The 14,090-nt window shown below is 68.1% G+C and carries 10 protein-coding genes; 2 read left to right on the forward strand and 8 right to left on the reverse strand.

Annotated features, from left to right (window positions below; genetic code table 11):
• Positions 1-2 precede the first annotated feature (2 nt).
• From HT102_RS06530 to arsC, 7 genes are all read right to left on the reverse strand, one after another.
• Positions 3-4,646, reverse strand: a complete 4,644-nt coding sequence (locus tag HT102_RS06530) for an ATP-dependent helicase (protein WP_192038602.1) — start codon at positions 4,644-4,646, stop codon at positions 3-5.
• A 45-nt stretch (positions 4,647-4,691) separates the two neighbouring features.
• Positions 4,692-5,666 carry an NADP-dependent oxidoreductase gene (locus tag HT102_RS16140; RefSeq protein WP_192038603.1) on the reverse strand — a complete coding sequence of 325 codons (975 nt, stop codon included), beginning with the start codon at positions 5,664-5,666 and terminating at the stop codon, positions 4,692-4,694.
• Between the two features lie 837 nt (positions 5,667-6,503).
• On the reverse strand, positions 6,504-8,009 hold the full coding sequence (locus HT102_RS06540) for a SulP family inorganic anion transporter (RefSeq protein WP_192038604.1): 1,506 nt from the start codon (positions 8,007-8,009) through the stop codon (positions 6,504-6,506).
• A gap of 225 nt (positions 8,010-8,234) precedes the next feature.
• Positions 8,235-10,133 (reverse strand): BCCT family transporter, encoded by a 1,899-nt coding sequence (locus HT102_RS06545; protein WP_225443368.1) that lies wholly within the window; start codon positions 10,131-10,133, stop codon positions 8,235-8,237.
• A gap of 154 nt (positions 10,134-10,287) precedes the next feature.
• Positions 10,288-11,046 (reverse strand): tyrosine-protein phosphatase, encoded by a 759-nt coding sequence (locus tag HT102_RS06550; RefSeq protein ID WP_192038606.1) that lies wholly within the window; start codon positions 11,044-11,046, stop codon positions 10,288-10,290.
• Positions 11,043-12,044, reverse strand: coding sequence for an alpha/beta fold hydrolase (locus HT102_RS06555; RefSeq protein WP_192038607.1), 1,002 nt, complete (start codon positions 12,042-12,044; stop codon positions 11,043-11,045). Before HT102_RS06555 ends, HT102_RS06550 begins: the two co-directional genes overlap by 4 nt.
• Positions 12,045-12,155: 111 nt before the next feature.
• Positions 12,156-12,506, reverse strand: coding sequence for an arsenate reductase (glutaredoxin) (arsC, locus tag HT102_RS06560; protein WP_192038608.1), 351 nt, complete (start codon positions 12,504-12,506; stop codon positions 12,156-12,158).
• Positions 12,507-12,600: 94 nt separating this feature from the next.
• Here arsC and HT102_RS06565 point away from each other — a divergent pair, with 94 nt between their 5' ends.
• Positions 12,601-13,047: a GntR family transcriptional regulator gene (locus HT102_RS06565; RefSeq protein WP_192038609.1), complete on the forward strand. Its 447-nt coding sequence runs from the start codon at positions 12,601-12,603 to the stop codon at positions 13,045-13,047.
• Here HT102_RS06565 and HT102_RS06570 read toward each other — a convergent pair.
• Positions 12,964-13,281: a DoxX family protein gene (locus HT102_RS06570; protein WP_333473315.1), complete on the reverse strand. Its 318-nt coding sequence runs from the start codon at positions 13,279-13,281 to the stop codon at positions 12,964-12,966. The two genes, HT102_RS06565 and HT102_RS06570, sit on opposite strands and share 84 nt — an antisense overlap.
• A gap of 302 nt (positions 13,282-13,583) precedes the next feature.
• On the opposite strand from HT102_RS06570, the gene HT102_RS06575 reads away from it, so the two are divergent.
• Positions 13,584-14,003, forward strand: coding sequence for a DoxX family protein (locus HT102_RS06575; RefSeq protein ID WP_192038611.1), 420 nt, complete (start codon positions 13,584-13,586; stop codon positions 14,001-14,003).
• Positions 14,004-14,090 lie beyond the last annotated feature (87 nt).

The raw sequence follows: 14,090 nt of genomic DNA on the forward strand, positions 1-14,090 counted from the left end.
CGTCAGCGCCTCAGCCGGTAGCCGCGCGGCACGGCGGCGAACCCGTTCTCGGAGAGGGCCTGCCCGGCCCTGGCGATGGCCGGATCGTTGCTGCTCGCCGCTGTGGTGGCGGGCTCGCCGTTGATGGTCTCGATGTGCAGGGTGGCGGGGGCGGACGCAGCGAGGGCGCGCGCGGCCGCATCGAGGTCGGCGGTGTCGTCGGTGAACGCCAGCATGGTCTTGCCGCCGCGCTCGAGGTAGAGGGTGAGGTCACCCTCTAATAAAACGACGAGTGCTCCGGCCTTGCGTCCCGCGCGATGCCCGGGCACGGGGGGATCAGGCCACGGCAGGGCGGCGCCGTACGCGTTTGCGGGGTCGATGGCGGCGAGGGTGACGGCGGTGCGCTCGGGAGCAGTGGCATCGGGCTCGTCGCGGTGCTCGTGGGAGCGCAGCTCGTCGACGACTGCTGTGGTGGCGAACTGGGTGGCGCCGAGGCCGTCAACGAAGTATCCGCGCCGGCACAGGCCTCGGTCCTCGAGGCTGGCGAGCACCTTGTAGAGGTCGCCGAACCCGGGTGTTCCGGCGGGGGCGCGCTCGGCGCCGAGGACGGGGCGGGTGACGATGCCGTAGCGCTCGAGCAGTTGCTCGGCGAGGCCGTGGCTGCGCAGCGTGTGGTCGGTCTCGGCTTCGGGGACCAGCGACCAGCGTCCGGCAACAGTGGGTGGGCTGCTGCGGGTGGTGAGCGAGGCCCTGCTGAGCGAGCCGCGTGGCAGCCGGGGTGCTCGTCCCGCGCGGTGGGTGCGGGCGCGGGCCGTGGCGGGGGCGCGGTGGGCGCTTCCGCCACGGCCGCTAGCGAGCAGTGCCCGGACGGGCGCGAGGGTGTCGTTGGTGGCCTGGCCTGCCCAGACCAGCTCCCAGAGGGCGGCGATGAGCGCCTCGTCCCCGGCAAGAGCTGAGCCAGTGGGGAATGAGCCGCCGGGCGCGGGGGTGGTGAGTTGCTCGGCGAGCTGGCGGAAGAAGTAGCCGCCGCCGCGGACGAGGATGGCGTGCAACTGCTGGGCGATGCCACTGAGCTCGGGCTCGCCGGGCGGGGGCAGGGTGAGGTGCGCGGTATCGGCGAGGTGCAGGGCGATCCAGCCGTCGCGGGCCGAGATCGTCCCTGCGCCGGACCAGAGGATCTCGCCGGCGCTGGTGAGCTCGTCGAGGTGGGCGGGGTTGTAGTCGCGGACGCGGCTGGGCAGGACGTGGGTCTCGAGGGCGGAGGCGGGCAGGGGCAGGCCCGCGAGCTGCTCGATGGCGTTGAGCACGCCGTCGGGTCCGCGCAGGGAGCGGCGGCCGATGTGGTGCCAGGCGGGCAGGAAGCGAGCGAGGGCTTGCGTGCTGACGGGCTGGATGGCGTCGCGGACGAGGGCGAGGGAGCGGCGCCGCAGCACGGTGAGGACGCCGAGGTCGCACCACTCGGTGGTGCCCCGGTGCTCGTGCTGGAGCGCATCGTCGCTGCTCGTGGGCCGGAACTCACCTTCGGTGACGCGCTTCTGGGCGGCGAGGGCGCGCAGCACGGTGGTGACGATGCTCGCGGGCACGCGGTACCGGGCGGTGATGTCGCTGGCGGTGAAGGGCCCGTGCGTGCGGGCGTAGCGGGCAACAAGGTCCTCGAGCGCGGTGGGGGCGGGCTCGAGGAATGTGGCGGGGATGCCCTGGGGCAGCGGCGCTCCGAACGCGTCGCGGATGCGGCCGGCGTCCTCGATGACGATCCACCAGCGCTCTCCGGAGAACGCGACGTCGATGATGCGCCGCGCGTCGGCGAGCTCGCCGAGCCAGCCGGTGGGGTCGGCGCTGCACCGCGCGATGACCTCGGGTGTGGTGAGGGGCCCGAGGGATCGAATGAGGTCAGCGAGCTGCTCGGCGCTGTCGGCCTTGCGGGCGAGCCGTTGCAGGCCGTTCTCGTGCTCGGCGATGATGCCGGGATCGAGGAGGTCGCGCATCTCGAGCCGACCGAGCAGCTCGGCGAGGAGGGGGGTGTCGAGGGAGAGCGCGGCGGCCTTGCGCTCGGCGAGCGGAGCATCGCCCTCGTAGATGAAGGCCCCGGTGTAGCCGAACAGGGCGGAGACGGCGAACGGCGAGGGCGTGGTGGTGTCGGCCTCGACAAGGCGGATGCGTCGGCGCTCGATGCTGGTGAGGATGCGCACGAGCCCGGGAAGGTCGTAGACGTCCTGGAGGCATTCGCGGAGCGCCTCGAGCACGATGGGGAAATCGGGGTGCTCGCGCGCGATGTCGAGGAGCTGGGCGGAGCGTTGCCGCTGCATCCACAGCGGGGAGCGCTTGCCGGGGTCGCGGCGGGGCAGCAGCAGCGCGCGGGCGGCGCATTCGCGGAACCGGGCGGCGAACAGCGCGGAGGTGGTGGTCTCGCGGGTGACGATGTCCTCGATGCCGGTGGGGTCGAGGAGGAAGAGGTCAGCGCCGGGTGGCTCGTTGCCGGTGTCGGGGAGCCGGACGATGATGGCGTCGTCGGTGGTGACGGTGGCGCCGTCGATGCCGTGCAGCTCCAGGATGCGGGCATTGATGGCGAGCGCCCAGGGCGCGTGGACGGGCAGGCCGTAGGGGCTGTGGAGGATGAGCCGCCAGTCGCCGAGCTCGTCGCGGAATCGCTCGAGGAGCAGCGTGGTGCCCGAGGGCACGATGCCGGTGGCGTCGAGCTGCTCGGTGATGAAGGCGATCGCGTTGCTGGTGGCGTTGGTGTCGAGGCCTGCGGCGTGCAGGCGCTCGCGGGCCTGTTGCGGGTCCTCGGCGATCTCGTGGAGGAACGCGCCGAGGGCCTCGCCGAGCTCGGCGGGCCGCCCGATGCTGTCGCCGATCCAGAAGGGCAGGCGGCCGAACTGGCCAGGGGCTGGGCTGACGAGGACACGATCGTGGGTGATGTCCTCGATGCGCCAGCTCGTGGCACCGAGCGCGAACACGTCGCCGACGCGTGACTCGTACACCATTTCCTCGTCGAGCTCGCCGACGCGGGTGTTCTTCTCGCCGACCATCATCACGGCGAAGCTGCCCCGGTCGGGAATGGTGCCGCCGGAGGTGACGGCGAGCCGCTGGGCGCCGGGACGCCCTGTGAGGGTGCCGGCGTCGCGGTCCCAGACGATGCGGGGGCGCAGCTCGGCGAACTGGTCGGAGGGGTACTTTCCGGCGAGCAGGTCGAGGGTGGCGTCGAACAGGCTGCGGGGCAGCGCGGTGTAGGGCCCGGCCCGGCGCACGGTGGCATACCACTCCTCGACGTGCAGCTCGTCGAGGGCGCAGGCCGCCACGGTCTGCTGGGCGAGCACATCGAGCGGGTTGGATGGCACGCGCAGGGCCTCGATCTTGCCCGAGCGCATCCGCTCGACGGTGATCGCGCAATGCAGCAGGTCAGCCCGATGCTTGGGGAACAGCACCCCGCGCGAGATCTCGCCCACCTGGTGCCCGGCCCGGCCGACGCGCTGGAGCCCGCTCGCCACCGACGGGGGCGCCTCGACCTGCAGCACGAGGTCCACCGCGCCCATGTCGATGCCGAGCTCGAGGCTGCTGGTGGCGACGACGCAGCGCAGGCGGCCCGATTTCAGGTCGTCCTCGATGATCCCCCGCTGCTCCTTGCTGACTGACCCGTGGTGCGAGCGGGCCAGGACCAGGGGCGCCTCGATAGCGGCTCCGCCTTGCGCGATGTACTCGGCAGGGGAGCGTGGTGGGGATTCGGGCAGGTCGTAGCCGTTGCGCTCGCTGTAGATCTCGTTGAGCCGCGCGGTGAGGCGCTCGGCGAGGCGCCGGGAGTTGGCGAAGACGATCGTGGAGCGATGGTCGAGAACGAGGTCAGTGATCTGTTCCTCGACGTGCGGCCACAGCGAGCTCGCGGACAGGTTGCGCGCGTCGGTGTCGGTATCCCCGGGGGCGGCTGGAATGTTTGCCATGTCCTCGACGGGCACAGCGACGGTGAGGTCGAACCGCTTGGGAGTGGGCGGCGCGACCACGGTGACGGGGCGTGCCCCGGCGAGGTAACGGGCTACCTCGTCATGCGGGCGCACGGTGGCCGATAGCCCGATGCGCTGGGCCGCGACTGCCCGGGCGTCCCCGCAGCGCAGCGAGTCGAGGCGTTCGAGCGACAGCGCGAGGTGCGCTCCGCGCTTGGAGCCCGCGATGGAATGGATCTCATCGATGATGACGGTATCGACGGTGCGCAGGATCTCCCGCGCCTGCGAGGTCAGCATCAGGAAAAGCGACTCGGGAGTGGTGATCAGGATGTCCGGGGGGTGGCGCAGCATGGCGGCGCGCTCGCGCTGCGGCGTATCGCCGGTGCGCACCCCGGACCGCACCTCGGGGACCGGCACGCCCAGGTGGCGGGCAGTGTGGGCGATCCCGGCGAGGGGCGCGCGCAGGTTGCGCTCCACATCCACGGCCAGCGCCTTCAAGGGCGAGATGTAGAGCACCCGCACGCCTGGCGCATCGGCCGGGGTGGACGCAAGCCGGTCCAGCGACCACAGGAATGCCGCCAGGGTCTTGCCCGACCCAGTTGGTGCCACGACGAGCGTGTGATCACCCGCGCTGATGGCATCCCAGGCGCCATCCTGCGCGGCGGTGGGCGCGCCGAAGGAGGACGCGAACCACTCCCGCGTCGCCACAGAGAACCGATCGACCGCCGTCACTCCACCATCATGCCCCGGGGCACTGACAAGAAGGCCGACCGCTGGCTAGCGCACCTGCAGGACGATCTTGCCGCGGGTGTGCAGGCCGCGGGACCGCTTGTGCGCCTCGGCGGCATCGGCGAGGGGGTAGAGGTACTCGATGGAGGAGCGGATGGAACCGTCCTCCATGAGGTCGAGGATGGCGGCGAGCTGATCGCTTCGGGGCTTGACCAGGACGGTGGCGCTGCGACGTGCTGCTTCCTTCCTGGCGTGCCGCGCCAGCGAGGTGCGCGCCCAGTCCGCGGTGTTGCGGAGGGTGGGGACGGTGGTGACGTACGTGCCGCCAGGCGCGAGCATGGGGGAGCAGGCGGCGAGGCTCTCGTGACCGAAGGCGTCGAGGACGATCGCGCAGTCGGTGACGGTGGACCGGAAGTCCTTGCTGCGGTAGTCGATGACGCGGTGCGCGCCGAGGTCCTGGGCGAACTCGGTGTTCGTGGGGCCACAGATCGCGGTGACGTGGGCGCGGGCCTCGCGGGCGAGCTGGATGGCGTAGTGCCCGACTCCTCCGGTGGCCCCGATGATGGCGACGCGATCGCCCTTGCCCTTGCCCAGGCTGCCGATGTCGTGGAGCGACTGCCAGGCGGTGAGCCCGGCAGTGGGGATTGCGGCGGCACCGATGTGGCTGACCGAGGAGGGCTTGGAGGCGAGGTGGTCCTCGTGGATGGCGATGCGCTCGGCGTAGCCGCCCATGTTGCCGAGGGCGGATTGCATGCCAACGACGGCATCCCCGGGCTTGAAGCGGGTGACGTCGTCCCCGGTGGAGTGAACGACTCCGGAGATGTCGCTGCCGGGAATGATGGGGCGGCCCCGGACGAGATGGCGCGCGAAGTAGCGGCCCTCGCGAAGCAGCCAGTCGCGGGGATTCACTGCTGCCGCGTGGACGTCGACAAGCACCTCGTGGGCGCGCGGCCGTGGGTCGGGGAGGTCCCCGTAGCGGAGTACCTCGGGTCCGCCGTAGTGGTCGAAGTAGATCGCTTTCATGTGTGGTCGCCTCGCTCTTTGCTGTGGCAGTGACCCGCAGTGTGTCACATATGCATAGGTGAATCGTTGTACCACGCGGCGATCGTTACTGGAATCACTCAAGAATGTTCGGGTCGGCGTGAGTCCAGGCGTCACGCGTCGCGACAGTGGTGTGGGTCATGGGAGTGATGGTCTGGCCGACGTCCTCCGCGACCGCGTTGCTCATGATTGCAAAGGTCCTGGCCATGGGTTGCTGATCGGGATTCGAGCAGCGCGGGCAAAAAGGAAACGCTGGGTTAATGCGCAGTCGTCGCAATCTTAGTTTCACTTCTAGGGCTCGATTCTGCTGCATTGGCGCAATCGGCGTCGCCTAGTGCTGCGCCGAATGAGGGTTTAACGCCCGGCGGCAGGTCGGGAATCCTCGGATTATTCAGAGGCTTCCCTCGGTCAAGCTGAGTCGCGAGGCCTCACGCCGGAGTCCAACGCTGCTCCGGAGATGTCAGCGGAGATGTATGAGCACCTACGAACTTCCTGGTGGTTTGACGTTTGGTATATCTGAGTCGCTTGGTCGGGTTTCCGGAGGTTCTGACGCAATCGGTGTCATGGTTGCTTTTCTCGTTGTTCTTGCGTCGGCATATGGCGCATCGAGGTTTGAGTCCAGTGGCTGGTCGATCGCGTTCCAGGAGCTGATGGGTGCTGGAATCATCAGTGGTGGCCTGCTCTCATGGGCGGCAGCCCGACGCTGGCGGAGGGACGGCTAAAGGCACAACCGCATGATGCTGCTACACCCGCGCCAAGCAACAAGCACGGCCGAAGGAATGATCCCTCGGCCGTGCTTCTGTCGCGATGCTGGCGGAGCTAGTGCCCGGCTCCGAGCTGCCCGCTGAGCTTGTCATGGCGCTGCTGAGAGGCCTCGTTGAGACCGATGATCTGCACCTTCTTGCCACGCTGGTGGTACTTGTTGGTAATCGCATCGAGCGCGGCCACGGTGGAGGCGTCCCAGATATGCGAGTCGCTCAGGTCGATCACGACATTCTCCGGATCGCCGGAATAGTCGAACTGATACACCAGGTCATTGCTCGAGGCGAAGAACAGCTCGCCCGAGACGCGGTAGACGCGGGTATCGATGTGGCCGTCCTTGGTGGTGTCGGTCTCGGTGACCGTCTCGACGGTGACGAAGTGCGCCACGCGACGGGCGAACATCACCATCGCGGTGAGGATGCCCGCGATCACGCCGTATGCCAGGTTGTGCGAGAGGACCGTGACCACGACCGTCACGAGCATGACCAAGGTCTCCGCCAGAGGCATGCGCCACAGCGTGGCCGGGGCGATCGAGTGCCAGTCCATCGTGCTGTAGGAGACCATGATCATCACGGCGACCAGCGCGGCCATCGGGATGATGCCGACGAGGTCGCCGAGACCAAGAACCAGCGCTAGCAGGAAGACGCCTGCCAAGAGCGTGGAGATACGAGTGCGGGCGCCGGAGACCTTCACGTTGATGATGGTCTGGCCGATCATGGCGCAGCCGCCCATGCCGCCGAAGAAGCCGGTGACGAAGTTCGCGCTGCCCTGGCCCCAGCCCTCGCGGGTCTTGTTCGAGTGCGTATCGGTGATGTCATCGACGATCTTCGCGGTCAGCAGCGACTCGATAAGGCCGACGAGCGCCATGGCGAGCGCGTACGGGGCGATGATCTGCAACGTCTCGAAGGTGAATGGCACGTCGGGGATGAAGAACAGCGGGATCGTCGACGGCAGCTCGCCCTCGTCGCCCACATCAGGCACGTTCCAGGCGAAGAACACGGCGACGGCGGTGAGGATGACGATCGCGACCAGCGGCGCGGGCACGGCCATGGTGATCCGTGGCAGCAGGAACATGATGAGAAGGCCGACGATCACCATGGGGTACACCAGCGCGGGAACACCAACGAGGTGGGGGATCTGCGACATGAAGATGAGGATCGCGAGCGCGTTGACGAAGCCGATCATGACGCTGCGGGGGATGAACCGCATGAGCCGGGCCACGCCGAACAGGCTGAGCGCGATCTGGATGAGGCCGCCGAGGATCACTGTGGCTAGCAGGTAGTCAAGCCCATAGTCACGCACTACCGGGGCGAGCACCAGCGCGATCGCGCCCGTCGCCGCCGTGATCATGGCGGGGCGGCCACCGGTGAACGCGATCACCACGGCCATGGTGAACGAGGCGAACAAGCCGACCTGGGGATCCACGCCAAGGATGATGGAGAAGGCGATGGCCTCGGGGATCAGGGCGAGCGCGACGACGAGGCCCGCGAGGACCTCCGTCTTAAGGCGCTGCGGCGAGCGCAGGGCACCCATGACCGAGGTGTCCGGCTTTGGTGTTGCCATGAGCGGGGGCGCGTACGTGGTAGAAGAGCTAGGAGTGTGATCGGTCACACTGCCTCCGTCCGTGAATCGGGCTGTCCGTGAATCGGGCATGCGTGAGCCCGGCGTCTTTTTCTTAGGATTCGGTGAGGAATGTAACGATACCGGCACGGACTACCGGAAAGCACCCCAACGACGAGAAAGGGTGACGTGGCTAACGCCACGCCACCCAATCGGAAAATCCAGCATTCAGCGTTCGCCAGTGGCGCCGCTCTCCTCGCTGTTGCCGTCATTCCTCGTGAGCTTCGAGCCCTCGTGGGAGGCCTCGAACTCGGGAGTATCGAAAACCTCGCCGCCGAGCGGATCCTCGTCCGTCGCGTCCACGGAGATCCCGAGGTTGCCGGTCTTGGGATCCATGACGATGTCGCTGCTCGATACCGAATGCACCGACACCAGCAGCCCCGGGTGCTCGGGTGTCTTATCGGTGGGCTTCCAGGAATCGAGGCCAGCGAAGGTCGAGGAGATGCCCCGCGCGCCGCGCCATCGGCTGCGGTGCTCATGCTTGGGCGCGGGCGCTGCCACGGGCTGGGGCAGCACGATATCGGCCTCGCCCTCGCTGGTCGGCTCGCCGACGGGGACCACCCGCACATAGCGCGGCGTGCGGGCCACGTCGTAGTGGAACGCCTTGAGCAGCGAGAAGCACGCGAGCACCAGCACGATCGAGAATGGCACGGCCGTGGCGATCGACGCCGTCTGCAGGGCAACGAGGGAGCCGCTGCCACCGATGATCAGCAGCACCGCTGCCGCGATTCCCTCGAGGAACGCCCAGTACACGCGCGTGATCCTGCTGGTCTCCACATCTCCACCGTTGGAGAGGATATCGATCACCAGGGAGCCGGAGTCCGACGAGGTGACAAAGAAGAACACGACCACCGCGATCGCGAGAATGCTCGTGATCATGCCCAGTGGCAACGTCCCGAGATACGCGAACAGCGCGGTATCCACCACCACTTCGGTTCCATCCGCCAGGTCACCGACCTCGCGCTGCCGCAGGATCGCGGAATCACCGAAGATCGTGAACCACAGCGAGCTGATGAGTGTCGGGGCGATCAGAACGCCGGCGATGAATTCGCGAATAGTGCGCCCGCGCGAGATGCGCGCGACGAACATGCCCACGAAGGGCGCCCAGCTGATCCACCAGCCCCAGTAGAAGATGGTCCAGCCCGCGGCCCAGCCGTCGTCGGCGAATGGCGCGGTGCGCAGCATCAGCTCGGGCAGCGCCTGGAAGTAGCCGCCGATGTTCTGCACCCACGATTGCATGAGGAACAACGTCGGACCGGCCAGCAGCACGAACAGCGCGAGCAGCGCCGCGAGCGTCATGTTGATGTTCGACAGCCACTTGAGGCCCTTGTGGACGCCAGTGACCACAGAGATCGTGGCGATCAGGGTGATCAGGGTGATCAGGCCGACGACCCACCAGTTGGATGCCTCGATCCAGCCGAGGAACTCGAGCCCGGCCATGATCTGCTGCACGCCGAAGCCCAGCGACGTCGCGACACCGAAAAGCGTGCCGACGATCGCCACCGCATCGATGGTGTGACCGAGGAAGCCCTCGACCCGCTTGCGTCCCAGCATCGGCTCGAGCAGCCAACGGACCGACAGCGGCCGACCCTTGCGGAACGTCATGTAGGCCAAGCCGAGGCCGACCACGACATAGATCGACCAGGCGTGCAGTCCCCAGTGGAACATGGTGATCTGCAAGGCTTGGTTCGCGGCGGCATCGGTCGAGCCGGCGATGCGCCCTGCCTCGGGCGGGTCGACGTAGTGCATGAGCGGCTCGGCGACGCTGTAGAACAGCAACCCGATGCCCATGCCCGCGCTGAACAGCATCGCGAACCAGGAGAGCAGGCCGAACTCGGGCTCCTCGTCATCGCGGCCGAGCCGGATCTCGCCAATCCGGGACAAAGCGCAATACAGGGAGAACACGACGAATCCGGTGGCGACGAGGATGTACCACCAGCCCACGCCGTCGGAGATCCAAGTGTTGAGGGTGTCGAAGGCATCGCTCGCGGTGCTGCCGAAGATGGCAGCGAACGCCACGAGGCCGATGATGATTATGGACGCTGGTACGAAGACTGGTTTGAGCAGCGACGCCCAGGCGGCGCCAACGCTGCCCCCGGACGGCGATGAGCTGGTGCCCGGCGAGCCGGTACCAGCCGGGGATCTGTCAGCTGACACGGTTCCTCCTCGGGAATCACATTCCTCTGTTGGTCACCTTTAGCGTGTCACACTTCCGCGCTGGCTAGCGCGGCTCGAGCAGCTTGCCCCGGATCACCTCGATTTCCCCAGGATCGAGGCCCAGGCCGCGCGAGAAGTACGTCGCCAGATCCCCGTACGACTCGTCAAGCGTGGCCCACGCGGTCCCGAGGAACGAGGGCTGCACCCTGAGCACGGGATACAGCCATTCGCGGGCGATGCCGTGGCGGCTCGCGGCATCGTAGATGGGCGCGAACAGCGCATCAGTGGCGGGGATGACCGAGAGATAGTGCTCGAGCAACTGATCCCGGTCCAGCCCAGCGATCGCGAGCAGCAGGGTCGCGGCCCATCCGGTGCGATCCTTGCCCGCGGTGCAGTGGAAAAGCACGGGGCCGCTCGACCGCGCCACGGCCAGCAGGGTCTCTCGGAAGGCCTCGCGCGCGCCCTCGTCGGTGATGAACAGCTGGTACGCGGACGCCACCTCTTTCTCCGCCTTGCCGCTGGCGAGGAAGTCCGCGGCATGATCGGGATCATGCAAGGCCTGCGCGAAGCGGGCCGCGGTCGAGCGCTGCATGTTCGCGAAGACATCGGCCACAGTGACCTCGATGCCATCGGGCACCGAGGTGGGCATCGACGCTCGTTCGCTCGCGGTGCGCAGGTCCACCACGGTGCGGACGCCGAGCTCAGCGAGCGCATCGCCATGATGACCCCCCAGCTGGGCCGAGCGGAACACGAGCCCGGCACGCCCAGGCAGTCCGAGGGATGCCGCGTGGGCGCCGAGATCGAGCAGGTTCGGGATGCTCACGGTGCCTGATCCCCGGGTTCCCCGCGATACCGGTCCTCGATCTCCTCCACGAAGCGGGACGTCATGCTGGCCACCAGGTCAGGCTGGTAGAGCGGCAGCCAGTGGCCACCGTCGACGAAGCGGATCCGGCAATCCAGGGCCCACTCGGCCGCGCCGGACTGCGCCACCGGGGGAAATAGCTTGTCATTCTCGGGAACGATCACCAGCGACGGAACAGGCTTGCGGGGCTCGCCGGTGACACGGTCGGGCTTGCGGCCGAACAACTGGCTGTAGATGTTGGCCGTGTAGATCCGCAGGCCGTCCCGGTTGCGGGCCGCGAGCCCGGAGCCGTAGCCGCGCGGGCGCTCGCCCGTCTCGAACTTCCACTTGACCATCCTGATCGCGGCATCGCCGAGGCCGATGCGGAACAAGGCAGGGGTCAGCACGGGCAGCTGCAGCATCGTCATGTAGGTATTCGTCGGCCACAACCGCACCAGGTCACGAAGGTGCTGCCAGTCGAGCCGCAGCTGATCCCGCACCCACGCCGAGTAATAGTCAGGCGAGGCGGATCCGATCGTGGTGAGCGACAGCAGCTCGATGCCATCGACTGGATGCAGGGCCAGGTCCCAGGCTCCCGCGCCGCCCCAGTTGTGCGCGAGCAGGTGAACCCGGCCGTTGACCGCGAGGGTCCGGGCGACCGAGGCGATATCGTCGGCGAGGTGGGCGATCGTATAGTCGCCGATCGAGCTGGGGCGGTCCGACTTGCCTGCCCCGCGCATGTCGAACGCCACAACGTGGTAGTTCTCGGCAAGGCGGTCGATCACTGGTTCCCACATGCGGTGATCATCGGGAAAGCCATGCACGCACAGCACGGTGGGCCGGGCCGGGTCGCCATAGGAGTACGTGGCCAGGCGCACGCCATCGGTGCTGACCACCCAGCGGTCCGAGACGACCCCGCGTGCGTGGCTGCGAGCTGTCTGGCTGGGCCGTGGATCTGCGGTGTCATCCGCGTGTGCCATGTGAACCTCAATGCTCCGAGCCGACGGTGAACATCTCGCAGGCTAGCGCAGGGCGTCGTGGTGGTGCTAGCACCGCGCTGCGATGCCCTCGCGCGCCGACCAGGCTGCTCGCTACAGCAGCTCGCGCACCGTCTCCGCTGGCCGGGCGAGCCTGCTGCCGCTGGCAGCGCGCACGAAGGGCCGCTCGATCAGCACGGGGTTGGCCACCATCGCGTCCAGAGCGGCCTCCTCGGTCAGGCCAGGATCGTCGAGGCCAAGCTCCTTGTACAGCTTCTCGCGGCGGCGCAGGGCCTGGCGGGGCGCGAGCCCGGAATCGCGGATGAGCGCGGCGAGCTCCTCGCGGGACGGCGGATCCTCCAGGTATTTCACGATCGTGGGCTCGGTTCCGGTCTCCCGGATCAGCGCGAGCACCGCGCGAGAGGTAGAGCATCGGGGGTTGTGATAGATCGTGACATCGCTCATGGGGAAATTGTCGCTGACTCGCCACCAATATGGGGCACGCGCGTGATACTGGTGTGTGCCCGGCGCGTGGACCGGGAGAGCGAGGTACGTGTGGATGCTGGTCTCGATTGATGGCGGCTCGGCCCTGCCGCCCTATGAGCAGATCGTATGCGGGGTCGTCGATGCCGTTCGCGAGGGCGCGCTGATCGCGGGGACCAAGCTGCCGACCGTGCGCGCGCTCGCTGGCGACCTTCGGATCTCGCCGAACACAGTGGCCAGGGCCTACCGCGAGCTCGAGGCCAGGGGCGTGATCGAGACGCATGGCCGGCTCGGGACTTTCGTCGCGCCCGGCGCGGACCCGGTGCGAGGGCGCGCGGAATCCGCGGCGACCGAGTTCGTCGCCCAGCTCACCGGCCTCGGATATGGCGCAGCGGAGATCCGCATCCTCGTGGATGCGGCGCTGCGCGGCATCGATGGCTCAAGCGTTGAGGACCAGGCGGCCGATCGCCACGACGATCGCCAGGACAAGAAGCGTGCCGACGTAGGGGAGCGCGGGGGCTAGCTCGCCCCGGCGGTGCAGCACCAGGCAGGCGAGCGCGAGCAGAGCCGCGAGGCCGGCCGCGGCGAGCGGGGTGATCAGGGGGTAGATGCCGGTGGCCTGGGGGAGGACCAGCCCGAGCGCGCCCAGGATCTCGAGGATGCCGATCGCGCGGACCGCGTTGGGGGAGAAGTCGTGGGCCCAGCCTGCTCGAGGCCTGGCCTGGTAGGCATCGTAGGGCGTGGAAGTCTTGGTCACGCCACTGAGGAGAAACGCTGCGGCAAGGATCGCGGAAGGAATCCATAACACTAGGTCCATTCGGCCTCCCCTGGATTTCCTTGCTGGTAGACCAGGCTATAGCGCGGAGCAGCGGACGACTAGCGGATCGGGCTCCGCGTCGGCGCATGGCGGCGCGGGTGCAGCGGCCGCAACCAGCCATTCACCCGAAATTAGTTGCATAGTCAACTAGAATGTCGCTATCGTGCACTCACGAGCCCGCCCGGCACGAGTCCGCTGGGCAACGTGGCCCCGCGCACGAACCCCACCAGGAGGAAACCCCCATGGCACACGGATGGCATCGCGATATCGCTGTACTCATCGCCCGGATCGGCATCGGCATCATCTTCGCCGCGCACGGATGGCAGAAGCTCAACGACCAGACCATCGATGGCGTGCAGCAATACTTCGCCTCGATCAACGCGCCCCTGCCCGAGATCACCGCCTACCTCGTCACCTACCTCGAGCTCGGTGGCGGCATCGCGCTGATCATCGGCGCCCTCACCCCAGTGGTGGGCCTCCTGCTCTTCGCCAACATGGTCGGGGCCTTCGTCCTCGTCCACGTGGAGAACGGCATCTTCGTCGCCGACGGCGGCTACGAGCTCGTCCTCGCCCTGGGCGTTGGCTCGCTCATGATCGCCGCCATCGGAGCAGGACGGATCAGCGTGGACGCCTTCATTCCCGGCCTGCGCACCCCTGCCTGACCGTCGCTGGAACGGTCTGCGACGCGCGGTGACCGCTGGCGCGGTGGGCGCCGCGCCAACTGGCGCCGTGACCGCTGGCGCGGTGGG

This window comes from Lolliginicoccus lacisalsi (genome assembly GCF_014841105.1).
Classification (GTDB): domain Bacteria; phylum Actinomycetota; class Actinomycetes; order Mycobacteriales; family Mycobacteriaceae; genus Lolliginicoccus; species Lolliginicoccus lacisalsi.

Bases quoted from the DNA above. Each gene is read 5' to 3' on its own strand.
- HT102_RS16140 (WP_192038603.1), bottom strand. From the start codon at position 5,666: ATGAAAGCGATCTACTTCGACCACTACGGCGGACCCGAGGTACTCCGC.
- HT102_RS06540 (WP_192038604.1), bottom strand. From the start codon at position 8,009: ATGGCAACACCAAAGCCGGACACCTCGGTCATGGGTGCCCTGCGCTCG.
- HT102_RS06555 (WP_192038607.1), bottom strand. From the start codon at position 12,044: ATGGCACACGCGGATGACACCGCAGATCCACGGCCCAGCCAGACAGCT.
- arsC (WP_192038608.1), bottom strand. From the start codon at position 12,506: ATGAGCGATGTCACGATCTATCACAACCCCCGATGCTCTACCTCTCGC.
- HT102_RS06565 (WP_192038609.1), top strand. From the start codon at position 12,601: ATGCTGGTCTCGATTGATGGCGGCTCGGCCCTGCCGCCCTATGAGCAG.
- HT102_RS06575 (WP_192038611.1), top strand. From the start codon at position 13,584: ATGGCACACGGATGGCATCGCGATATCGCTGTACTCATCGCCCGGATC.